At 70.1% G+C, this 21,644-nt stretch carries 21 protein-coding genes; 6 read left to right on the top strand and 15 right to left on the bottom strand.

Translation table 11 applies throughout. The annotated features are described in order from the left end of the window. Window positions 1-25 precede the first annotated feature (25 nt). Window positions 26-655 (top strand): DUF6461 domain-containing protein, encoded by a 630-nt coding sequence (locus OO69_RS20520; protein WP_158713408.1) that lies wholly within the window; start codon window positions 26-28, stop codon window positions 653-655. On the opposite strand, the gene OO69_RS20515 is transcribed toward OO69_RS20520, so the two are convergent. After that, on the bottom strand, window positions 652-2,085 hold the full coding sequence (locus tag OO69_RS20515; protein WP_033282185.1) for a PLP-dependent aminotransferase family protein: 1,434 nt from the start codon (window positions 2,083-2,085) through the stop codon (window positions 652-654). The genes OO69_RS20520 and OO69_RS20515 overlap by 4 nt on opposite strands. On the opposite strand from OO69_RS20515, the gene OO69_RS20510 reads away from it, so the two are divergent. Beyond that, a complete protein-coding gene (locus tag OO69_RS20510) occupies window positions 2,084-3,010 on the top strand; it encodes a DMT family transporter (protein WP_078652503.1) in 927 nt (308 codons plus the stop codon). The two genes, OO69_RS20515 and OO69_RS20510, sit on opposite strands and share 2 nt — an antisense overlap. Before the next feature lie 31 nt (window positions 3,011-3,041). On the opposite strand, the gene OO69_RS20505 is transcribed toward OO69_RS20510, so the two are convergent. Continuing rightward, window positions 3,042-4,256 carry a glycoside hydrolase family 10 protein gene (locus tag OO69_RS20505; protein WP_051801134.1) on the bottom strand — a complete coding sequence of 405 codons (1,215 nt, stop codon included), beginning with the start codon at window positions 4,254-4,256 and terminating at the stop codon, window positions 3,042-3,044. A gap of 198 nt (window positions 4,257-4,454) precedes the next feature. On the opposite strand from OO69_RS20505, the gene OO69_RS20500 reads away from it, so the two are divergent. Next, window positions 4,455-5,315, top strand: a complete 861-nt coding sequence (locus tag OO69_RS20500; RefSeq protein WP_106971078.1) for a 3-hydroxybutyryl-CoA dehydrogenase — start codon at window positions 4,455-4,457, stop codon at window positions 5,313-5,315. Window positions 5,316-5,519: 204 nt separating this feature from the next. Next, the gene (locus tag OO69_RS20495; protein WP_033282181.1) at window positions 5,520-5,777 is read left to right on the top strand and encodes a hypothetical protein; all 258 of its coding nucleotides are present in this window, start codon (window positions 5,520-5,522) and stop codon (window positions 5,775-5,777) included. Between the two features lie 63 nt (window positions 5,778-5,840). On the opposite strand, the gene OO69_RS20490 is transcribed toward OO69_RS20495, so the two are convergent. From OO69_RS20490 to infC, 10 genes are all read right to left on the bottom strand, one after another. After that, window positions 5,841-6,374 carry an NUDIX hydrolase gene (locus tag OO69_RS20490; protein ID WP_078652502.1) on the bottom strand — a complete coding sequence of 178 codons (534 nt, stop codon included), beginning with the start codon at window positions 6,372-6,374 and terminating at the stop codon, window positions 5,841-5,843. A gap of 82 nt (window positions 6,375-6,456) precedes the next feature. Next, complete coding sequence (locus OO69_RS20485; RefSeq protein ID WP_033282179.1) at window positions 6,457-7,797, bottom strand: hypothetical protein; 1,341 nt, start codon at window positions 7,795-7,797, stop codon at window positions 6,457-6,459. A gap of 212 nt (window positions 7,798-8,009) precedes the next feature. Continuing rightward, window positions 8,010-9,140 carry a PP2C family protein-serine/threonine phosphatase gene (locus tag OO69_RS20480; RefSeq protein WP_051801133.1) on the bottom strand — a complete coding sequence of 377 codons (1,131 nt, stop codon included), beginning with the start codon at window positions 9,138-9,140 and terminating at the stop codon, window positions 8,010-8,012. A gap of 261 nt (window positions 9,141-9,401) precedes the next feature. Beyond that, window positions 9,402-11,906 (bottom strand): phenylalanine--tRNA ligase subunit beta, encoded by a 2,505-nt coding sequence (gene pheT / locus OO69_RS20475; RefSeq protein WP_033282177.1) that lies wholly within the window; start codon window positions 11,904-11,906, stop codon window positions 9,402-9,404. Beyond that, window positions 11,906-13,033, bottom strand: a complete 1,128-nt coding sequence (gene pheS / locus OO69_RS20470) for a phenylalanine--tRNA ligase subunit alpha (protein ID WP_033282176.1) — start codon at window positions 13,031-13,033, stop codon at window positions 11,906-11,908. The genes pheT and pheS overlap by 1 nt, the downstream gene beginning before the upstream one ends. 166 nt (window positions 13,034-13,199) lie before the next feature. Further along, entirely contained in the window at window positions 13,200-14,327 is a 1,128-nt protein-coding gene (locus OO69_RS20465; protein WP_033282175.1) for a sensor histidine kinase, read from the bottom strand. Window positions 14,328-14,383: 56 nt separating this feature from the next. Then, the gene (locus tag OO69_RS20460) at window positions 14,384-15,232 is read right to left on the bottom strand and encodes a TrmH family RNA methyltransferase (RefSeq protein ID WP_033282174.1); all 849 of its coding nucleotides are present in this window, start codon (window positions 15,230-15,232) and stop codon (window positions 14,384-14,386) included. 173 nt (window positions 15,233-15,405) lie between these two features. Next, entirely contained in the window at window positions 15,406-15,789 is a 384-nt protein-coding gene (gene rplT / locus OO69_RS20455) for a 50S ribosomal protein L20 (RefSeq protein WP_019066261.1), read from the bottom strand. Between the two features lie 102 nt (window positions 15,790-15,891). Beyond that, a complete protein-coding gene (gene rpmI / locus OO69_RS20450; RefSeq protein WP_019065473.1) occupies window positions 15,892-16,086 on the bottom strand; it encodes a 50S ribosomal protein L35 in 195 nt (64 codons plus the stop codon). A gap of 107 nt (window positions 16,087-16,193) precedes the next feature. After that, a complete protein-coding gene (infC, locus tag OO69_RS20445; protein WP_078652516.1) occupies window positions 16,194-16,889 on the bottom strand; it encodes a translation initiation factor IF-3 in 696 nt (231 codons plus the stop codon). A gap of 365 nt (window positions 16,890-17,254) precedes the next feature. On the opposite strand from infC, the gene OO69_RS20440 reads away from it, so the two are divergent. Next, window positions 17,255-17,626 (top strand): DUF1844 domain-containing protein, encoded by a 372-nt coding sequence (locus tag OO69_RS20440; RefSeq protein WP_033282172.1) that lies wholly within the window; start codon window positions 17,255-17,257, stop codon window positions 17,624-17,626. Window positions 17,627-17,630: 4 nt separating this feature from the next. Here OO69_RS20440 and OO69_RS20435 read toward each other — a convergent pair whose 3' ends face one another. Next, window positions 17,631-18,365 carry an SseB family protein gene (locus tag OO69_RS20435; protein ID WP_033282392.1) on the bottom strand — a complete coding sequence of 245 codons (735 nt, stop codon included), beginning with the start codon at window positions 18,363-18,365 and terminating at the stop codon, window positions 17,631-17,633. A 150-nt stretch (window positions 18,366-18,515) separates the two neighbouring features. On the opposite strand from OO69_RS20435, the gene OO69_RS20430 reads away from it, so the two are divergent. Continuing rightward, window positions 18,516-19,511, top strand: coding sequence for a serine hydrolase (locus OO69_RS20430; protein WP_033282171.1), 996 nt, complete (start codon window positions 18,516-18,518; stop codon window positions 19,509-19,511). A 47-nt stretch (window positions 19,512-19,558) separates the two neighbouring features. On the opposite strand, the gene mycP is transcribed toward OO69_RS20430, so the two are convergent. Together mycP and OO69_RS20420 are read right to left on the bottom strand one after the other, a co-directional pair. Beyond that, entirely contained in the window at window positions 19,559-20,734 is a 1,176-nt protein-coding gene (gene mycP / locus OO69_RS20425) for a type VII secretion-associated serine protease mycosin (protein ID WP_033282170.1), read from the bottom strand. Beyond that, window positions 20,731-21,573: a hypothetical protein gene (locus OO69_RS20420; protein WP_033282391.1), complete on the bottom strand. Its 843-nt coding sequence runs from the start codon at window positions 21,571-21,573 to the stop codon at window positions 20,731-20,733. The genes mycP and OO69_RS20420 overlap by 4 nt, the downstream gene beginning before the upstream one ends. Between the last annotated feature and the right edge of the window lie 71 nt (window positions 21,574-21,644).

Below are 21,644 nucleotides of genomic sequence, written 5' to 3'. Positions count from 1 at the left end.
AGTGGTGCGTGGCAGGCTTCGAGACATGACCCGGATGACGACCGCCGCCGACTACACCTGGCTCCAGACGGAGCATTCCCCGCTGATGCACGCCTACTGCGTCACGCTGGTCCGGGAGATCACACCGGACCGGCTGCTCCATGAGCTGGGCGCGGAGCCGGAGTTGATAAGGGTCAAGGGTGTCGAGCCCCTGCGCGAGCCGTCGTACATCACCTGGGGCGAGCATTACGGGGACCCGCTGTTCGTCGGTGTCGCCGCGGTCGGCGACTGGTCGCTGATGGTCGAGCACAACGGCTATCTGGGCGTCACCAGCGCGGCCATGCTCCCGGTCTCGCGCGGGCGCACGGTGGTCTCCCACTTCCGCAACGTGAACGCGGTGGACCGCTTCTACTGGTTCGAGGACGGGGAGACACGGCTGCGCTTCGAGCCGCTCTTCGCCTACTCCCGGGACGGCAGTCACGCGGACGACCCCGAACTCCTCGCCGGGATGCGGGAGTCGGGCTTCGATCTGAGGGAGGGCGAGGAGCGCAGCTACGACCTGTGCAACGAGGCCGCCTTCGCGCTCGCCCATCGCCTCACGGGCGTCCACCTGACGCCGGAGCTGTTCGCGTCCCTGGAGTTCACCGGCGCCCTGGTGCCGGTACCTGAGCGCTAGAGCACCTCCTCGCAGGCTGCCCGAAGCCGTCGTACCCCTTCCACGATCTCCCCCGTCCCGGCGACCGCCGCGAAGCTCAACCGGACGTGGGCGGCCGGGGGTTCGGCACTGAAGTAGGGGCGGCCGGGAGTGATGGAGACGCCCGCGCGGAGGGCCGCGATCGCCAGGGACTGCTCGTCCATGCCGTCAGGGAGGCGGAGCCAGAGGTGGTAGCCGCCGGAGGGAATGTGCGGGAGGGAGAAGGCGGGGAGTTCGAGGCGCAGGGCGGCCGTCATCGTGTCGCGGCGGGTCTTCAACTCCGTTGAGATCGCGCGGAGATGGCGGGGCCAGGCCGGGGAGCCGACGAGTTCGAGGGCCGCTTCCTGGAGCGGGCGGGGGACGAAGAAGGTGTCGACGACCTGGATGGCGCGCAGCCGTTCCAGTACCGGGCCGTGCGCGGCCAGGGCGCTGACCCGGAAGCTGGGCGAGGTCGCCTTGGTGAGCGAGCCGACGTGGACGACGACTCCGTCGGGGTCGTCGGCGGCGAGCGGACGCGGCAAGGGGCCCGCGTCCTCGTGCACCAGCCGTCGTACGAAGTCGTCCTCGACGACGAACGCGCCCGCGTCCCGGGCGATGCGCAGGACCTCCGGGCGGCGGGCGGAGGCGAGGACCGCGCCGGTCGGGTTCTGGAACAGGGGCTGGCAGACGAAGACACGGGCGCCGGTGGCACGGAACGCGTCGGCGAGCAGGGCTGGTTTCACGCCGTCCGCGTCCACCGGTACCGGGACCGGGCGCAGACCGGCTGCCCGCGCGATCGCCAACATGCCCGGGTAGGTGGGGGATTCGACCAGGACCGGTGCGCCGGGCGGGGCGAGGGCGCGCAGTGCGGTGGTGAGCGCGGTCTGGCCGCCCGCGCTGACCAGGACGTCGGCGGCCGTCACCGCTCCGCCGATGCTGCGCGCGAACCACTCGCGCAGTTCCGGCAGGCCCTCCATCGGCGGTCGGCCCCAAGCCCCGGGGCGACGGCCTGCCCGGGACAGGGCCGCGGCCATCGCACGCTCGGGCTGCAGGGAGGGGTGCAGATAGCCGCCGTTGAACTCGATCACGCCCGGCGGCGGCACGGCCAGCGTGGCCAGGACCGCGGACGCGTCCACCGTGCGCGGGACGAAGTCGGCGGTGCCGTCCGCGCTGAGCGCCACCTCCTGCCAGGAGGTGTCCCCCGAGGCGGCGGTCGCGGGGCGGGGCGTCGCCCGGAACGCGCCGGCGCCGGGCCGGGTGACCACCAGCCCCTCGGCGGCCAGCTGCGCGAGGGCGCGCGAGACGGTCACGGGGCTCACCCGGAACCGCTCGACGAGCGCCCGGCTCGACGGCAGCTTTCCACCGGGAGAGTAGCGGTTGAGTTCCTGTCGCAGGTGATTCGCCAGTTCACCGACACTGCTACGCTCTTGCATGAGAGCACACGATAGCGCTACTGCCCCGAGCCCGATAGCGGTCAGCACCTCCCCCAGCACGACAGCGACGGTCCGCGCCGGTACGGTCCAGGCCGCGCTCGGTGTGATCGCCTTCTCCCTCACCTTCCCCGCCACCGCCTGGGGGCTCGAAGGCTTCGGCGCCTGGTCGCTGGTGGCCGTGCGCAGCGTCCTCGCCGCGGTCATCGCGGGCGGCTGTCTGCTGGCGCTGCGCGTCCGCGTGCCCGGCCGTCGGCACTGGGCCGGGCTGGCCGTCGTAGCCGCCGGAGTGGTGGTCGGTTTCCCGCTGCTCACCACACTCGCGCTGGAGACCTCAACCACCGCCCACGCGGCGGTGGTTGTCGGTCTGCTGCCGCTGACGACCGCCGCCCTGTCCGCGCTGCGCACCGGCATCCGCCCCTCGCGCACCTTCTGGACGGCCGCGCTCGCGGGCGCCGGCGCGGTGCTCGCCTTCACGGTCCAGCAGAGCGGCGGCGCCGTGACCAGCGCCGACCTGTATCTCCTCGCCGCGCTGCTGGTCTGCGCGGCGGGTTACACCGAGGGCGGCCGACTGGCCCGGGTCATGCCCGGCTGGCAGGTCATCGCCTGGGCACTGGTCCTCTGCCTGCCGCTCACCGTGCCCGCCGCCGCGCTCGCCCTGTCGTACGACACCCCGCACCTCACCGCGCACAGCGTGGCCGGGCTGCTGTGGGTCGCCGCCGGTTCGCAGTTCCTCGGGCTGGTCGTCTGGTACCGGGGCATGGCGGCGATCGGCGTCCCGAAGGCGAGCCAGCTCCAACTCGCCCAACCGCTCCTCACATTGGTGTGGTCGGTCCTGCTCCTCGGCGAACACCTGCCCGTGGCGGCCCCGTTGACCGCTGCGGCGGTGCTGGTGTGCATCGCCGTCACGCAACGGGCCCGGAGTTGAAAGGCACAAATCCCGTTTCCGGAAAGGGAGTTCAGCGCGGAGCCTTCGCGGGCTCCTGGTAGTGATCGGCGACCACTCGAGCCATCGCCCCGAACGAGTCCACGGCCACATCCCGGGCCGCGAAGAACACATGCCCGCCGACCTCGGGGTACTTCGCGGCGAGAGTGAGGTGCCGGGACAGCTCGGCCGGGTCCTGCCAGGCCGCGGGCTGTGCCGGGTCGCCCGCCTTGTACAGCGCCTCACCCGCGTACAACCGCGTCTTCGTGCCGCGCGCGACCTCCGCCCACCAGGGCACCAGCTTCGCGTAGTCGGCGGCGGCGAAGCCGATGTTCCAGTACAGCTGCGGGACGATGTAGTCGATCCAGTTCTCGCGCACCCACTTGCGGGTGTCCGCGCAGAGGTCGTCGTACGTCTGCACCCCCGCCCGGGTGTCGGAGCCGCGCGGGTCGGTCGCGACGTTGCGCCACACGCCGAAGGGGCTGATCCCGAAGCGCGTGCCCGGCCGGATCTGCTGGATGCGGGCCGCGGTCTCGCGGATCAGCTTGTCGATGTTGTCGCGGCGCCAGGCGGCCCGGTCGGCGAATCCGCTCCCGTACTTGTCGTAGGCCGCGTCGTCGTCGAAGGTCTGTCCGGCCACCGGGTACGGATAGAAGTAGTCGTCGAAGTGCACCCCGTCCACGGGGTACTTCTTCACCGCGTCGAGGATCGCGTCCTCGACGAAGGCGCGGACCTGCGGCAACCCGGGGTTGTAGTAGAGCTTCCCGCCGTACGCCACCACCCAGTCCGGGTGCTTGCGCGCGGGGTGCGAGGCGACGAGCTTCGACAGGTCGGTGTTGTTGGCGATCCGGTACGGGTTGAACCACGCGTGCAGCTGCAACCCTCGTACATGCGCCTCTTCTACGGCCGTCCCAAGCGGGTCCCAGCCGGGGTCCTGGCCCTGGGTGCCGGTCAGGTACTGCGACCAGGGCTCGTACGGCGAGGGCCACAACGCGTCGGCGGTGGGCCGTACTTGGAACATCACCGTGTTGAGGCGGTCGCGGACGGCCGTGTCGAGGTGGGCGATCAGTTCGGTGCGCTGCTGCGCCGCGGTGAGGCCCGGGCGGGAGGGCCAGTCGCGGTTGGCCACCGTCGCCAGCCACACGCCCCGCATCTCGGTGACCCCGCGCGGACGCCCGGGCGGCCTCCGCGCGTACCCGGTGTCGGCCGCCGCGCTGCCCGTCGTGGCCAGCGTCGACAGCGCTGCCATCGCGAACGCCCGACGTGACAATCGCCCCATCTGCACACCCCCATACGCTGTGGATCCGTGCCGTCACGGATCGTCTCCGCGCCCCAGAATGCCCGACCCCGGCGATCGATCATCGATACTTGCGGGTAACGTGCACGATCGGAGCAGGCGCCGAACAACGGGGTCCTGCGACAGCCGTAGATCTGCGAAGGGGACGATGTGACCGACATCGAGCGCGTCGGAGTGGTCGGCTGCGGCCAGATGGGCGCCGGTATCGCCGAAGTGTGTGCCCGCTCCGGCCTGGACGTGAAGGTCGCCGAGACCACCGGCGAGGCCCTGGAGATCGGCCGGACCCGGCTGTTCAACTCTCTGACCAAGGCGGCCGAGCGCGGCAAGATCACGGCCGAGGAGCTGGCGGAGACGCAGGCGCGGCTCAGCTTCACCACCGATCTCGGCGAGTTCGCCGACCGCGACCTCGTGATCGAGGCCGTCGTCGAGAACGAGCAGGTGAAGACCGAGATCTTCCAGGTGCTCGACCAGGTCGTGACCCGCCCCGACGCGATCCTCGCCTCCAACACCTCCTCGATCCCGCTGGTCCGGCTCGCGGTCGCCACCTCGCGCCCCGACCAGGTCATCGGCATCCACTTCTTCAACCCGGCCCCGGTGCAGAAGCTCGTCGAGCTGATCCCGGCGCTCACCACCTCCGAGGGCACGCTCAGCCGCGCGCAGTTGTTCGCCGAGAAGGCGCTCGGCAAGCACGCGATCCGCGCGCAGGACCGCTCCGGGTTCGTGGTCAACGCGCTGCTGATCCCCTATCTCCTCTCCGCGATCCGGATGTTCGAGTCGGGCATCGCCAGCCGCGAGGACATCGACAACGGCATGGAGCTCGGCTGCGCCCACCCGATGGGCCCGCTGAAGCTGGCCGACCTGATCGGTCTGGACACGGTCGCGTCGGTGGCCTTCTCGATGTATGAGGAGTACAAGGAGCCGCTCTACGCCGCTCCCCCGCTGCTCCAGCGCATGGTCGACGCGGGGCGGCTGGGCCGTAAGTCCGGTTCGGGGTTCTACACCTACGCCTGAGCACTTCCCTCGCGGCAACTCACCGTAATACTTTGGCGGTTGCGGGCCCGGCACTCTTCGGAGTGCCGGGCCCGCGCCATTCACACACCGTGTGCGCGCCGGGCCCGCATATGCCGCTCGCACACTCTCCCCCGGTGTCCACCAGGCGAGTTGACTCTTCATGCGCATGCAAGGGATGTTCCGACTACGGAAAGGAGCGGACCCGTGACCGCCGACCCCGAGCATCCCGTGGTCCATGGAGAACTCGCAGAGTTACGCCGCCGCCTCGACGTCGCGTACGCGCGTGTCGAGGGTGGGCTGGCCCTGCTCAGTCATCGCACCGAGGAGACGGACAAGGAACTGGACGATCTGAGCGCGCGAATCGTTGCACTGGAGCACACGCGGTGGCCGCTGCCGGCTATTGCGGCCATGACCGCCGTGGGTGCGCTTGTCGTGACTATCTGGCAGGCCTTGGGACGCTAGAGCCCGAAGGGCGGTCGGTTGGCTGCGGGTTCGTCGTGGCTGGTCGCGCAGTTCCCCGCGCCCCTACGGGGCGCCCCTCAGGTGGTGCAACAGCATTAACGCGGCCGCCATATTGGCGGCCGGGACCTCCCCGCGGGCGACCATGTCGGGTACGAGTTTGAGTGGTACCCATTCCCGGCGGTCCGACTCGAAGTCGTCCACGGGGTGTCCGGTGTACTCGCCCTCGTCGGCCCAGTAGATGTGGTGCCGGGCGTCCGTGAGCCCGTTGGACGGCTCCACGCTCATCAGGTGGTGCAGGGGCCCCGGCCGCCAGCCGGTCTCTTCCTCCAGTTCCCTGGCGGCCGCCCGCGCGATGTCCTCGCCGTCCTCGACGACGCCGGCCGCGAGCTCCCACCCCCAGCTGTCGGTGATGAAACGGTGCCGCCAGAGCAGGAGAACTTCGTTCGCCTCGTTGACCACCGTCGCCACGGCCACCGGGCGCAGCCGTATGAGGAAGTGGTCGAGGTGTCGGCCGTCGGGTAGTTCGACATCCGCGAGATTGACGCTGAACCAGCGGTTTGAGTACACAGTTTGTTCGTTCTGTTTCGTCCACTGCACGGTTCTGCCACCTTCCGTCGAGTAAGTGGCAATATCGCAGCAGGGACTGTGGTGTGGTCTACGGCGCTCTCCCGGGCGCTCTCTACAGCGGTACGCGCAGTGCCCCGTCGATGAGTTCGGCCGCCTCGGTGGTACCCGCGCAGTCGCTGCGCACCAGGTACTCGCGGACCGCGCGGAGTCTGTCGCGCAGCCGCTGGGACTCCATCCCCCGTGCCTGCTCGGCCATCTGCACCGCCGTGGCCACCGCTTTGTCGGCGTTTCCCTGGCGCAGTTCGATCTGGCTGAGCATGGCCAGCCGGTGCACCCGGCCCCGGTCGTGCGCCGGAGTGTCCACGGCCGCGTGGGCGTGTTCCCCGGCCGCCGTCAGATCGCCGAGGCTGAGCAGCGCCTCCGCCACCTGGACGTTGACCAGGCCCGGCTGGACATAGCCGGTCTCGTCGGGTTCGTATCCGCGCCGGATGCGTTCGGCGGCCTGCTCGGCACGCCGGATGCAGGACAGGGCGCTCGTGCCGTCGCCGAGGTGCGCGTACGCCTTCGCCTGCATCGCGTACAGGTCGGAGGCGAGCGCCGGGGTGATCTGCCGTCCCGCCGCCCGCAGCGCGGCCTCCGCGAAGGCGACGGCCTGGCGGAACTCCCGCATGAACAAAGACTGGTTGACCAGCAGCGCGATGACGTAGGCACCAAGTCCCCGGTCATTGCTGGCTTTTGCGAGCCGCAGCGCCTGATGGAAATAACGCTGAGCGAGTCCGTGCGCGTCGGAGTCGTAGGCGCAGATGCCCGCGATGGCCACCAACCCGCCGGTGGCGCGGTGCAGTTGGCGGCCGGTGGCGTCGGTGTAGCTGCCGCGCAGCAGGGGTGCGGTCTCGGAGTTGAGGAAGCCGACGATGCGGGTGCGGGTCGCGACGCCGCCGGCCTTGCGGTACATCTGCTCGTAGTGGGCTCGGGCCGCGCGCAGCATCTCGATGTCGGCCATGCTCACCCGGTGCCGGCCGCCGCGCGAGACGTCGACGTCGTCGGGCGGGTTCTCCCACTCCCATACGGGCATCACGGCGGGGGTGCCGGTGACCGCGGGGGCGCCGAGGATGTGCGGGCGCTGCTGTTCGTCGGAGCGCCACAGGGCGGTGGCCCGTTCGACGAAGCCGGAGAGGGAGGTGCCGTGCGGGGTGGACGGTTCGCCCGGTACGCCGAGGCCGATGTCGTCGAGGGTCACGGGTCTGTGGAGGCGGGTCGCGAGCACCTCACAGATCAGGTCCGGGACCTGCCCCCGTGGCCGCTGACCCTTCAACCACCTTGCCACGGCGGTGTGTTCGTACCGTAGCGCGAGCCCTCGGGCCCGTCCGGCCTGGTTCACGTGGGCGGCGAGTCCCGCGTGCGAGATTCCCGCCTCGTCCAGGATCGCGTCGAGGAGTGTGTTGGGCTGCATGGGAGGCCCCCCGGTGACTCGGTGCGGACAGAGTAGTGCGGTTCGGTTCACACCGGGTGTGAACGGAGTGCGCGAATCCGTGGTGTGTGCGCGCTGTTGCGGAGAGTTCCGAACCGGTTGACTGGATTGCCTCGCAAGAGGCCGGCCGGGCCGCCGGCTCCCCCTCGTAAGTGCGGCGGCCTGGCTTTGCGGTGGGGTTCGGAACAGTGCGACTAAACGCCGTTGTGTTGTGGGTAGTTGGTCGGGTGCTGCGCCGTCGTGGCTTGTCGCGCAGTTCCCCGCGCCCCTGAGGGGGTGGGAGTGGGCCTGCGATCGTTGCGCAGGATGAGTATCGCCACGTCATCTGTCGGGGTGCCGCCCGCGTGGCGGAGCAACGCCGTGAAGACCGAACCCAGAACCGACTGGGGTACGGGGAGCGGATGTTGGGCCACAGCGGCGGTCAACGCATCCCTCAGCGGGAAGAAGCGGCCCCTCGTGTCACGGGCGTCCTCCGCTCCGTCCGTGTAGAGGAACAGGGCCTCACCCGGAAGGAGTTGGCCACAGCAGACGAACGGCAGCTCGGTCGGCAGCGGGAACGGGCCGAGGGGCGGAAGGGGATCGGCGCGGGCAAGTGGTTCGACATTCGCCCCACTCAACAAATACGGCCACGGATGACCGCAGTTCAGCCCCCGCACCTCCCCGTCCCTCCCAATCTCCAGCAGCAGTACGGTGACGAACTCCTCGGCGACCGGGCTGTCGGGGTCGAGGCCGCCCGAGGCGGGGTGTTCCGCGCGGGCGCGTTCGCGGAGGTGGCGGGCGAGGGCCCGCTCCAGTCGTCGTAGGACACCTTCGAGATCGGGTTCGTCGTGGGCGGCCTCGCGGAAACTGCCGAGGACGGCGGCGACCGTGCCGATCGCGGAGATGCCGTGGCCGCGGACGTCGCCCATCACGACCCGGACGCCGTGCTCGGTGGCGATCACCTCGTACAGGTCACCGCCGACCACCGCACCGCGCTCCGCGGACAGTTGGGCGGCGGCGATGTTCAGCCCGTCGAGGCGGGGTGGGAGTGGCCGCAGCAGGGCGTTCTGCGCGGCACCGGCGATCTGGCGGATCTGCCGGAGTTCGCGGAGCAGGGAACGGCGGACCTGGACGATGAGTCCGGTGCCGACCGCGAAGAACACCGCGCTGGTGACGATGCGTGCGCCCAGGCTGTTCTGCTGGGCGAGCGGGCAGGTGAGTTTGTAGGTGATCGCTATGGCGCCCCAGACCGTGGGCAGCCCCAGGGCGAGCGCCCTGCGCAGCGGACGGCGAGCACGCGTCCTCGGGCGCGTCCTGCGGGGCACCCCAGCCTTGATGCGGATCATGCCTGTGGCCCCCCAAATAGGCCCCGACAGCGCAATCGGACCGACCCCGAAAGGCCGGTCCGATTCTGTCGACCACATGCCCCGATCGGGCCACATCACCCAGACTTCTCACCCGAACGAGTGAGCCGACCTGAGACACCCGCATTTATGCAGGTGGGACCTCAAACACAGGCCGACGGGGGTGCCGTTAAGGGGCGCGGGGAACTGCGCGACCAGCCACAACGAGCCCGCAGCCGGCAAACAACAACAGCTCCCCACCCCTTAGCCGCGAAGCACGGCCCCGACCCGCTCTCCAGCCAACGCGACCGCCGCATCCCGAGCCGCCGACGCCTCATCGACAGTCAACGTCCGATCAGCCGCCCGGAACCGCAACGCATACGCCAGCGACTTCTTGCCCTCGCCCAACTGCGCAGCATTCTCATAGACGTCGAACAACCGGATCGACTCCAGCAGCTCACCCGCCCCTTCACGCAACGCAGCCTCAACCCCCGCATGCGGCACAGCCACATCAACAACGAGCGCGACATCCTGCGTAGCAACAGGGAACGTAGAGATCTTCGGCCCCTTGGGAACCCCCGAAGACGCCAACTCAAGGACATCCAGGTCGAGTTCCATCGCACTGGTACGCGCAGGCAACCCCAGCGTCTTCAGCACACCCGGGTGCAACTCCCCCGCGTACCCGATGACTTGCTCAACACCCTCGACGACAACGGCGAGTTCCGCACACCGCCCCGGATGCCAGGGCCCGTACTGCCCACCCCGCACAAGGAGTTCGGTCCCGGCCTCACGCGCCAGCACCCGCGCCGCCTCGACCGCGTCGGCCCAGTCGGACGGCCGCCCCTTGCCCCACCACCCGGCCTGCTCACGCGCGCCCGCGAGGACGACGGCGGCATGCCGAGGCTGAACGGGCAGCGCCTCGGTGAGAGAAGCGATCTCCTCGTCGGTGGGACGCCGGTCGACAGGCAGCCGTACCGCGATCTTCAGCTCTTCACGCGGGTGGAAGACCAGCCCGGTCTCGAACAGCGCGAGATCATGCGAGCCCCGACCGTCATTGCGCCGCAAGGCACCCAGCAGCCCCGGCAGCAGCGTCGTACGAAGCGCCGGCTCCTCGTCCGAGAGCGGGTTGACCAGCTTGACGACCTTGCGGTTCGGGTCGTCGGCGGTCAGGCCGAACTGGTCGAAGACGTGCTCGCCGATGAAGGGGTAGTTCGGCGCCTCGACGTAACCGGCACCGGCCAGCGCGCGGCCGATCCGGCGGTGGAGGCGCTGGCGGTCGGTTAGGCCCCGGCCCGCGGGGGGCTTGGGGAGCGTGGAGGGCAGGTTCTCGTAGCCCTCCAGGCGGATGACCTCTTCGGCCAGGTCGTTCGGGTCGGTGAGGTCGGGGCGCCAGGACGGGACGGTGACGATCAGCTCGTCCTGCCCGTACACGTCGCAGCCGACCTCCTGGAGACGCCGTACGACGGTCTCGCGGCCGTACTCGACACCCGCGACCTTGTCCGGGTGGTCCGCCGGGATGGTGATGGTGTGCGGGGCCGAGGGCGCGATGACCTCGGTGACGCCCGCGTCCGCCGTGCCGCCCGCGAGGAGGACCAGGAGGTCCACCGTGCGCTGGGCGGCGGCCGACGCGGCCTGCGGGTCGACTCCGCGCTCGAAGCGCTTGGACGCCTCGGAGGCCAGCTTGTGGCGGCGGGCCGTACGCGAGATGGAGAGCGCGTCGAAGTGCGCGGCCTCGACGACGACCTCGGTGGTGGTGCCCTCGGTGTCGTCGATCTCCGTGTTGGCACCGCCCATGACGCCCGCGAGGCCGATGGGGCCCCGGTCGTCGGTGATCACCAGGTCCTCGGCGTCCAGCGTGCGCTTGGCGCCGTCGAGGGTGGTGAGCTTCTCGCCCTGCGTGGCCCGGCGCACGCCGATCGGACCCTGGACGCGGGAACGGTCGTAGGCGTGCAGGGGCTGGCCCAGCTCCAGCATCACGTAGTTGGTGATGTCGACGGCGAGCGAGATCGGGCGCATGCCCGCCTTCTGGAGGCGGCGCGTGAGCCAGAGCGGGGAGCGGGCGTCGGGGTCGAGGCCGGTGACCGTGCGGGCGGTGAAGCGGTCGCAGCCCATCGGGTCGGAGACCTGGACCGGGTAGCCGAAGGCGTTCGGCTGCGGGACGTCCAGGAGCGCCGGGTCGCGCAGCGGGAGGCCGTACGCGGTGGCGGTCTCGCGGGCGACGCCGCGGATCGACAGGGCGTAGCCGCGGTCGGGCGTGACGGCGATGTCGAGGACCTCGTCGACGAGCTGGAGCAGCTCGATCGCGTCGGTGCCGACCTCGTGCTCGGGCGGCAGCACGATGATGCCGTGCGAGCCGTCGTCGCCCATGCCCAGCTCGTCGCCGGAGCAGATCATGCCGTGTGAGGTCTTGCCGTACGTCTTGCGCGCGGCGATCGCGAAGTCGCCCGGCAGGACCGCGCCGGGGAGGACCACGACGACCTTGTCGCCGACGGCGAAGTTGCGGGCGCCGCAGACGATCTCCTGGGGCTCACCGGTGCCGTTGGCCTGACCGACGTCGACCGTGCAGAAGCGGATGGGCTTCTTGAAGCCCTCCAGCTCCTCGATGGTGAGGACCTTGCCGACGACGAGCGGGCCCTTGAGGCCGTCGCCCAACTGCTCGACAGTCTCTACCTCAAGGCCTACGGAAATGAGCTTGGCCTGGACGTCTCGGCCGGTCTCCGTCGCCGGCAGGTCGACGTACTCCCGCAGCCAAGAAAGCGGGACGCGCATCAGATCTCCATCCCGAACGGCCGGGTGAACCGGACGTCGCCCTCGACGATGTCTCGCATGTCTTCGACGTTGTGGCGGAACATCAGCATCCGCTCGATGCCGAACCCGAACGCGAATCCGCTGTACTTCTCCGGGTCCACACCACAGGCGACGAGCACGCGCGGGTTGACCATGCCGCAGCCGCCCAGCTCGATCCAGCCCTCGGAGGAGCAGGTACGGCAGGGGCGGTCGGGGTTGCCGACGGACTCGCCCTTGCAGACGTAGCAGAGCATGTCCATCTCGGCGGACGGCTCGGTGAAGGGGAAGTAGTTCGGCCGCAGCCGGGTCTTCATCTCCGCGCCGAAGAGCGACTGGACCATGTGGTCGAGGGTGCCCTTGAGGTCGGCCATGGTCAGGCCCTCGTCGATGGCGAGGAGCTCGATCTGGTGGAAGACCGGGGTGTGCGTGGCGTCCAGCTCGTCCGTGCGGTACACGCGGCCGGGGCACACGATGTAGACCGGCGGCTCACGGTCCAGCATGGCGCGGGCCTGCACCGGCGAGGTGTGCGTCCGCAGCACGACACCGGACTCGTCGCCCTCGGTCCCCTCGGGGCCCTGGACGAAGAAGGTGTCCTGCATCTGCCGGGCCGGGTGGTCCGGGGTGAAGTTGAGCGCGTCGAAGTTGAACCACTCCGCCTCGACCTCGGGGCCCTCGGCGATCTCGTACCCCATGGACACGAAGACGTCGGCGACGCGCTCCATGAACGTGGTGAGCGGGTGCCGGGCGCCGGCCGGGACGCGGTCGTACGGCAGCGTGACGTCCACCGCCTCTTCGACCAGGACGCGGGCGTCGCGGTCGGCCTCCAGCTCGGCCTGGCGGGCGGCGAGGGCCTTGTTCACCGCGCCCCGGGCCTGGCCGACGAGCTTGCCGGCCGCGGCCTTGGCCTGCGGGGGCAGCGCGCCGATCTCGCGGTTGGCGAGGGCGAGGGGCGAGGTGCCGCCGGTGTGGGCGACCTTGGCCTCCTGGAGCGCGTCGAGGTCACCGGCGGCGGCGAAGGCGGCGAGCGCCTCGTCCCGCATGCGCTCGATCTCTTCCGGTTTCAAGGCCTCGACCTCTACAGGGTCGTACGACTTATTCGGTGCCGACATCTCTTCCCGTGCTTCCGGTTGGCTGGCGGATGGTCCCCGTCCCGACTCGACTCGGGGGACGCGTCGTCGTCCCTGAAACGGGGACGCAAAGGTGCCAAAGGCCGAGTCTAACGGGGGTGAGGCAGGTGACCTCGCCCGTGGGCCCTCGTCGGCGACTGCTGCAGGGCTACTGCAGATACGCCGGGGTGCCCACGGGCAACGTAAATCGGAACTCGGCGCCGCCACCCGGGGCGCGGCCGACCGTGATGGTGCCGCCGTGGGCTTCGACGATGCCCTTGACGATGTACAGCCCGAGGCCGGTGCCGCCGCGCTTGCTGCCCCGCCAGAAGCGGGTGAACACGCGGTTCATGGACTCCTCCGGGATGCCTGGGCCTTCGTCGCTCACCGTCACCGAGGTGCCGGTCTCCTCGCCCTCGCGCGGGGACGCGGAGGCCGTGACGTCGATGGTGACGGTTCCCTCGCCGTGGCGCACCGCATTTTCCAGCAGGTTGCTCAGCACCTGGTCGACCTTGTCGGGGTCGGCCCACAGATCGGGCAGCGGCTGTTCCACCCGGAGCAGGAACCGGTCGGCGGTCTGCCCCGCGGCGACGTACGCCTGGATGTGACGGCCGACGGCCGCCCCCATGTCGACGGGCTGGCGGCGCAGCTCCAGCCGCCCCGAGTCGATGCGGGAGATGTCGAGCAGCTCGGCGATGAGCCGGGTGACGCGGTTGGCGTCGGCGTCGACGGTCTCCAGCATCAGCCGCTTCTGGTCGTCGGTGAAACGTTCCCACTTGGCGAGCAGGGTCGCGGTGAACCCCTTGACGGAGGTGAGCGGAGAACGCAGCTCGTGCGCGACGGTGGCGATCAGCTCGGCGTGACTGCGCTCGGTACGACGCCGGGCCTCGGTGTCACGAAGGGAGACGACAACCCGCCGAACAGGCCCGAGAGGCTCGGTACGGACGTAACGCGCGGTGACAAGAACCTCATGCCCGCCCGGCAACAGCAAGTTCCGCTCGGGCTGCCGCACCCGGATGGCCAACCCGCCATACGGATCGGTCAGTTGCCACCACCGGCGACCCTCCAGGTCCTCTAACGGAAGGGCCTTCTCCAACCGCTGCCCAAGGGCGTCGGAGGCGGCGAGGGAGGTGATGCGCTCGGCGGCGGCGTTGAAGCAGACGACATGCCCGTGCTCATCGGCGATCACGAGACCGTCGGCCAGCTCGTCGGGATCGATGCCGAGGTCGTCGTGCCGGGCCTCGGACGGCCGGGGCACACCCCGTGCTCCCGGCGCGCTGCTCGTGCCGACAGTCATCCCCGTACCCCACCTCTTCTCATACGGCGCAGGTGGCCCCCGAGCTGGTCACCCTACTAGCTGCCGGTGACAGAGCGGCACCCTCCGGAGGCGCGCTGTGCACGCGCCGACGCATAGAGACATACGGCGGCGGCGGTGGCGAGGTTCAGGCTCTCGGCCTTCCCGTGGATCGGAACCCGCACAACGGCGTCCGCGAGCCCCCGAGTCTCCTGCGGAAGCCCCCACGCCTCGTTCCCGAACACCCAGGCGGTGGGCCCACCCATGGTCCCCTGATCCAACTCGTCATCGAGGTCATCGTCCCCGGCCCCATCAGCGGCAAGAATCCGCACCCCGATCCCCTTGAGCCCGGCCACGGCCTGCTCAACGGGCACCCCGACAGCGACGGGAAGGTGGAACAGGGAGCCCACGGACGCCCGTACAGCCTTCGGGTTGTAGAGATCGACAGAAGCGTCAGTCAGTACGACGGCCTCGGCCCCGGCCGCATCAGCACACCGCAGAACGGTGCCGGCGTTCCCGGGGTCGCGCACATTGGCAAGCACGGCAACGAGCTTGGGCCGCGCCTTGAGAATCTCCTCGAAGGAAGTGTCGAGAAACCGACAGACCCCGACGAGCCCCTGCGGAGTGACCGTCGTAGAGATATCGGCGATGACCTGCTCGTCCGCAAGATGCACCCGGGCACCGGCCTCACGGGCTTCACCGACGATGTCGGCATACCGCTCGGCAGCCTCAACGGTCGCGAACAACTCAACGAGCGTGTCCTTGTACCCGGCAGCCTCCCGCACAGCCTGCGGCCCCTCGGCAAGAAACAGCCGCTCCTTGCTCCGAAAGTTCCGCTTGCCGAGCCGCCGAGCAGCGGCAACACGAGCGGAACGGGGAGAAATAAGCTCGGGACCGTTCGGGGACATACTCCGCTTCACCTTCAATCTCAGGCCGACCGTGTTTTTTTAGGGGCGCGGGGAACTGCGCGACCAGCCACAACGCACCCGCACCCGACAACGAACCGGGCCGCCCCAGCAACAAAGGACCCGCAGGCAAAAACCTGCGGGTCCTTCAAGTCACCGCTCAAACCAGCGCAGCGTCACGCGGCCTTGGGCGCGTTGACGTCGCTCGGCAGAGCCTTCTGCGCAACCTCGACCAGCGCGGCGAACGCACCGGCGTCGTTGACAGCCAGCTCGGCGAGGATCTTGCGGTCGACCTCGATGTTCGCCGCGTTCAGACCCTGGATGAAGCGGTTGTACGTGATGCCGTTGGCGCGGGCAGCGGCGTTGATGCGCTGGATCCACAGCCGACGGAAGTCGCCCTTGCGCTTCTTGCGGTCGTTGTAGTTGTAGACCAGCGAGTGGGTGACCTGCTCCTTGGCCTTGCGGTACAGGCGCGAACGCTGACCGCGGTAGCCGGAGGCCGCTTCGAGGATCGCCCGGCGCTTCTTGTGGGCGTTGACTGCCCGCTTGACGCGTGCCACTTGTTTAACTCCTTGTAGCGGGGCCGTGGTTGGACTCACACGGCCCGGAATCGATGGGGTCCCGGTCCAGACGTACGGCGCTCGACGGGAGCGCCGCGTACGTCACTTGCCGAGAAGCTTCTTGATCTTCTTGGCGTCGCCCGGGGCCATCTCGGCGTTGCCGGTGAGGCGACGCGTCACACGGGACGACTTGTGCTCGAGCAGGTGGCGCTTGCCGGCACGCTCGCGGAGCACCTTGCCGGAGCCGGTGATCTTGAAGCGCTTGCTGGCACCGCTGTGCGACTTGTTCTTCGGCATAGCGCCGTATCTCCTCGTCGGTGGCGCTCCGGTGCCCGGTCGTGAAACCGGGCACAGGTGGAGCGTCGCTCTTGTATCGGTTACTTCCCTGGACTGGCGTCCGGGGATCAGGCGTCGGCGCGAGCCTCGGCCGGGGCCTCGACGGTCTCGACCTCGTCGACGGTGTCCTCGTCCACGAGGTTCTCGTCGTCGAACTCGGACTCCGCGGCGTTCTGCGACTTGCCCGGATTGGCCTTCGCTTCCGCCTTGCGGGCGGCCTGGGCCTCACGGGCCTCGGCCATCGCCTCGGTCTTCTTCTTGTGCGGGCCGAGCACCATGATCATGTTTCGGCCGTCCTGCTTCGGGTTCGACTCGACGAACCCGAGGTCGGCCACGTCCTCCGCGAGACGCTGCAGCAGTCGGTAGCCGAGCTCCGGCCGGGACTGCTCGCGACCACGGAACATGATCGTGATCTTGACCTTGTCGCCCTGCTTGAGGAACCGGACGACGTGACCCTTCTTGGTGTCATAGTCGTGCGGGTCGATCTTCGGCCGGAGCTTCATCTCCTTGATGACCGTGTGCGCCTGGTTCTTGCGCGCCTCACGGGCCTTCATGGCCGACTCGTACTTGAACTTCCCGTAGTCCATGAGCTTGCAGACCGGCGGACGTGCACTCGCCGCAACCTCGACCAGGTCCAGGTCGTACTCCTGCGCAAGCTCAAGGGCCTTGGCAAGCGGAACAATTCCGACCTGCTCGCCGCTCGGACCGACAAGTCGCACTTCGGGAACGCGAATCCGGTCGTTGATACGGGGCTCGGTGCTGATGGATCCTCCTCGGTTAGCACCAACACGGCCATCTGGCGGACGGCCGCGTTTGTCTTCGGTAGACAGACCTAACCGCGCCGGAACACAAAAAATGCCCCGGACGATCACAAGACGGGGCTCCAAAACACTGCCGGAGCACCGCCGCGATGATCGCGGGGCGCGCTTTCGGGCGACTCCATCGTCCGTACGGAACGATGGTGACCGCCTGACCGGGGTGACCCGCCGTCCGTGAGGACAGTCAGGTGGGAGATCGGAGCCTCCACTTGTTGGCCGGGCACCACAGTGCCTGGCCGGTCATCACACAAGGTTAGCAGCTCCCCGGGGGTGGTGCGAACCGCCGTACACCGGGCCCTATCGTGTGGGGCATGAGTGACACGCCTCCCGAGTCCCCGAATGTTGACGCCCCCGACTTCGACGCCATGGCCCGCGACATCGCGGAGGTCCCGGCGGTCGAGGTGATCGTGACGGTCGCCGTGAACCTGATGAGCGCCGCCGCCGTGAAGCTGGGGCTGACCGAGGAGGGCGACAAGTACAAGGACCTGGACGAGGCCCGCAAGCTGGTCACCGCCCTGGCCGGCCTCCTCGACGCCAGCGCCACCGAGATCAGCTCGTTCCACGCGGCCCCGCTGCGCGACGGCCTGAAGTCCCTCCAGCTGGCCTTCCGCGAGGCGTCCCTCGTCCGCGACGAGCCGGGCCAGGGCCCGGGCGAGAAGTACACGGGCCCGATCTACGGCTAGCAGCTCACCCCATACGTACGTACAAGGGCTCGCCCGGAGGCGTCGCCCCGGCCGGCAGCAGTGCCAGGTCGAGGCCGCGCACCAGGCGGGCCCTCAGCGTCTCGTCGTCGGCGAGCCGCCGGGCCACCGCGCGGGCGGCCTCGGCGGCGGGCGCGGCCGGGTCGAGCACGAGGGCGAGGGTGCCGTCGGCCTGGCCGGGACCGAGGTGGGCGCGCAGCACGGCGGGCTCGGCGGCGACCGCGGTCCGTACCGCCTCCACCACCGCCGGATCGGTGAGCGGATCGGCGGTCGTGCGCCCCTCCGCCACCGCGAGCAGCGCGGACCCGCTCAGTTCGTACGGCACGGGCCCGGCGAGGTCCAGCACGATCGTGTCCGCCTTCTCGTGCACGGCGGCCTGGAGGGCCTGGTGCAGCGGTACGGCCACGGGCCGGGCCGCCGGATCCCAGCGGGCCAGCGATTCGGTGGACGTGAAGGCGGGCAGCGCGGTACGGCCGCCGGCCTTCAGCGTCGGCACGGCCATGTCGCTGGTCTTCTCGCGGCGCAGCCCGTTCTCGTCCTCCTCGACCTCACCGAGGACGGCCACCACGGGCACGAGCAGCCGGGCGCCCTTGAGGGCCGCCAGGACGGGCCCTACGGCAGTGCGGTCCTCGGCCCAGGCGGCGAGCGCCGCGCTCAGTGCGGGGTCGGCCGTGCCGTCGTCGTCGGAGTAGCCGGAGTCGGGAATGTTCTTGTTCGCCACGGTGACCGACCCTATCGGGGGGATGCTGCAGGGCTTGTGCGGGTCCTGAAACGCGGAGGACACAGCTTTCACACGTTTCTCAGACACAGTTGACAGACATCTAACTTTCATCTCACGTGTCGCACAGTCGCCGCCACCACGATCGCGGGCATGGAGTCTTCCAGAGCCGCCCGCCGAAACCACCGCGCGCGTCCCTCCCGGCGCCGCCCGCTCCCCTACATCGCCCTCGCCACCGTGGCCGTCGTGGGTGCTACGGCGGCGGGCACGGTGTATGTGAAGGCACACGCTCACTCCGGCGCCGTATCCTCGTCGGCGGCACCGTCGGCCTCGGCGTCGGCGTCGGGCAGCCAGGAGGCGACGGTGGAACCTGTGACGCAGCCGACGGTCGACTACGACGCGCTGCTGGCCAAGGCGATGGGTTCGGTGACTCCGACCGGCGACCAGAAGGTGTCGGTGGCGGTGCTCGATCTGACCTCCGGCGAGAGCGCCACGTACGGCAGTGCCGCCTTCGACACGGCGAGCATCGTCAAGGTCGACATCCTCGCGACACTGCTGCTCCAAGCGCAGGACGCGGGGCGGCAGTTGACGGCGACGGAGAAGTCGCACGCCACCACGATGATCCAGAACAGCGACAACGACTCCGCCACGGCGCTGTGGAACATCATCGGCACGGCGGACGGGCTCGGCAAGGCGAACAAGACGTTCGGACTGACCGGCACCACGGGTGGCGCGGGCCCGCTCTGGGGCCTGACCCAGACCACGGCCGCCGACCAACTCACCCTGCTCCAGCAGGTGTTCGGGGACGACTCGAAGCTGAGCTCGGCGTCGCAGTCGTACATCCAGGGTCTGATGAAGGAGATAGAGGCCGACCAGCAGTGGGGGGTGTCGGCCGCGGCCGACGGCTCCAAGTGGGCGTTGAAGAACGGGTGGTTGGCGCGCAGCACGACCGGACTGTGGGACGTCAACAGCATCGGCCGGGTGACCGGCACGGACGGCGACACGTACCTGGTCGCCGTGTTGTCGAAGGGCAGCACGACACAGACCAAGGGCATCACGCTGATCGAGGCGGCGGCGAAGGCGGGGGTCGCGGCGTTCGGCGAGGACAGCGGTTCGTCTACGGCGGCTTCGGCGTCGGCGACCGACTGAGTGGCCGTCTGACGTCCGCGGCCAACTCCCGCTGCTCACCCCTGTGTTCAGAAGGCCGCGGGGCGTCGGCGCCGTCCGCGCCACAGGACGACCGCGGCGACGAGGAGGACTCCGCCGACGCTGCCCGCGAGGGGGGCCGCCCAGTCGGACGTACTGCTGTCGGTCTTGGCGACGTCCGGTCCTGAGCCGAAGTACTTCTTGCCGTAGGCGGCGGAGCGCAGGCCGGTGGGCTTGAGGGCGGCGGCGGCCTTGATGGCGGCGGCGGGGTCGATGAAGCCGTAGCCGCGGGAGTCGTCGCGGCCGCCGGCCGGGGGGTTGCGCGCGGTGTCCTCGAGGAGCTTCTTGATCTGGGCCGGGGTCAGTCCAGGGTGGGCCGCCTTGATGAGCGCGACGGCGCCCGAGACGAAGGCGGACGCGGCGCTGGTCCCCCATCCCTCGTAGTACTTGTGGTCGGGGTCGGCGATGACGACGTTCACGCCGGGGGCGCTGACCGTGGCGTACCAGCGGCGGGTGGAGAAGGAGGCGCGGGTGCCGAAGCGGTCCACGGCGGTCGCGGCGATCACGCCCGGGTAGGCGGCCGGGTAGGAGACGTGGTCGCCCTTCTCGCCGCCGTTGCCGGCCGAGGCGACGACGGCGACGCCCTTCTTCAGGGCGTACTGCACGGCCTCGTCCTCGGCGGGCTCGGGGTGGGCGGAGGCGGAGTCGTCGCCGAGGGAGAGGTTGATGACGTCGGCGCCGTGGTCGGCGGCCCAACGGATGCCGTCCGCAAGGGCGTTGCCCCGGGTGGTGCGGGCCTTGCCGCGGGCGGAGTCGCCGTCTTCGAGGATCACGCGGACGGGGAGGATCTTGGCCTCGGGGGCGATGCCGATGACTCCGTCGGTGTCGCCGGGGCCGTGTCCGTGGCCGGCGATGATCCCGGCCATGGCGGTGCCGTGCCGGGCCCAGGCGCGGTCGCCCGGCTTGGCCCCGAAGCCGACCATGTCCTTGCCTGCGAGGACGTTGCCGGTGAGGTCGGGGTGGTCGGCCTCGACGCCGGTGTCCAGGACGGCGACGGTGATGCCCTTGCCCTTGGTGGTCTGCCAGGCCTCCTGGGTGTGCATGGCGTCCAGGGCCCACTCCTGGGCGCGTATGCCGTCGGCGTGCGCGACGGTGGACGGGACCAGGGCGAGGGAGGCGGCGAGGAGACCGCTCAGCAGACCGGCCCGGCGGACGATGACGCTCATGAGGTCTTTTTCTCCGAGCTCTCAGAGGTCGTCGAGGCCCCCGAGGGCGAGTCGACGGTCTTGCGCAGGCTCCGCTCGACGCGGTCGGCGAGCCCCTGCGCCTCGTTGCCGAGACCGGCCTGGGCGGGGGCTTCGGTGCCGCCGGACGTGACGGCCTGGTCGGCGGGTTCGGGTACGTCGACCTTGCGGCCGTCCGCCCAGCCGGAGACGGCGTAGACGACGACGGGGGCGTCGGTGAGGACGGACACGGTCCACGAGGCCCGCTGTTTGTCGCCGAAGGCGGCGGCGAGGGTGCCCTTGGCTGCGTACGAGCGGGGCATGAGGTCGGTGCGGTTGCCGAGGTTCTCGTTCTTGAACCGGGTGGAGAGGGCGGTCATCGCGGCGAGGTCGCCCTTGGTGAAGAGGATGCCGACGGTGGTGACGTAGCTCTGGGTGGCGTCGGTGTAGGTGGCGCGGAGGAGCCGCTGGCAGCCGACGGGGGCGAGCACGTCGCTCAGCAGCGGGTCGAAGGCACCGGCGCACCCCGTGTCCGGGGCGACGGCGATCCGCGTCCAGGTGCGGTCGGCGCCGCCGGGGCCGGCCCCCTGCCCTTCCACGGTGGGCGGGAACAGCTGGTCGACGGGCACGCTGTGCCACAGCTGCCCGGCGGCGGCGAAGGAAGTGGCGCCGCTGTCCGCTCCGTCGTCCCCGGTCAGCCAACTCCCGGTCACCGCACCGCCGATGAGCCCGAGACCGAGCACGACACAGACACCGACAGCGGCGGTACGCGACCGCATCCGCGCCCCCAACGGCCGCGGCCGCGCCCGCTCGTCGTACCCCTCGGGTTCCCCGAACGACACGACCGGGCGTCCTTCGCCGGGGTGCAGGGGCTCGCTCCAGGAGAAGGCGGGGTCGGGGGTGGGGCGGGGGA

The sequence above is a fragment of the Streptomyces sp. NRRL F-525 genome, from assembly GCF_000716605.1.
Taxonomy (GTDB): Bacteria; Actinomycetota; Actinomycetes; order Streptomycetales; family Streptomycetaceae; genus Streptomyces.
This window is presented reverse-complemented; position numbering and strand designations above follow the sequence as displayed.

Coding starts and splice junctions, on each gene's coding strand:
- OO69_RS20480 (WP_051801133.1), bottom strand. CDS start 9,140: ATGATCCGCATCAAGGCTGGGGTGCCCCGCAGGACGCGCCCGAGGACG.
- OO69_RS20520 (WP_158713408.1), top strand. CDS start 26: ATGACCCGGATGACGACCGCCGCCGACTACACCTGGCTCCAGACGGAG.
- OO69_RS20465 (WP_033282175.1), bottom strand. CDS start 14,327: ATGACTGTCGGCACGAGCAGCGCGCCGGGAGCACGGGGTGTGCCCCGG.
- mycP (WP_033282170.1), bottom strand. CDS start 20,734: ATGAGCGTCATCGTCCGCCGGGCCGGTCTGCTGAGCGGTCTCCTCGCC.
- OO69_RS20440 (WP_033282172.1), top strand. CDS start 17,255: ATGAGTGACACGCCTCCCGAGTCCCCGAATGTTGACGCCCCCGACTTC.
- pheT (WP_033282177.1), bottom strand. CDS start 11,906: ATGCGCGTCCCGCTTTCTTGGCTGCGGGAGTACGTCGACCTGCCGGCG.
- pheS (WP_033282176.1), bottom strand. CDS start 13,033: ATGTCGGCACCGAATAAGTCGTACGACCCTGTAGAGGTCGAGGCCTTG.
- rpmI (WP_019065473.1), bottom strand. CDS start 16,086: ATGCCGAAGAACAAGTCGCACAGCGGTGCCAGCAAGCGCTTCAAGATC.
- OO69_RS20505 (WP_051801134.1), bottom strand. CDS start 4,256: ATGGCAGCGCTGTCGACGCTGGCCACGACGGGCAGCGCGGCGGCCGAC.
- OO69_RS20510 (WP_078652503.1), top strand. CDS start 2,084: ATGAGAGCACACGATAGCGCTACTGCCCCGAGCCCGATAGCGGTCAGC.
- OO69_RS20460 (WP_033282174.1), bottom strand. CDS start 15,232: ATGTCCCCGAACGGTCCCGAGCTTATTTCTCCCCGTTCCGCTCGTGTT.
- OO69_RS20515 (WP_033282185.1), bottom strand. CDS start 2,085: ATGCAAGAGCGTAGCAGTGTCGGTGAACTGGCGAATCACCTGCGACAG.
- OO69_RS20485 (WP_033282179.1), bottom strand. CDS start 7,797: ATGCAGCCCAACACACTCCTCGACGCGATCCTGGACGAGGCGGGAATC.
- OO69_RS20430 (WP_033282171.1), top strand. CDS start 18,516: ATGGAGTCTTCCAGAGCCGCCCGCCGAAACCACCGCGCGCGTCCCTCC.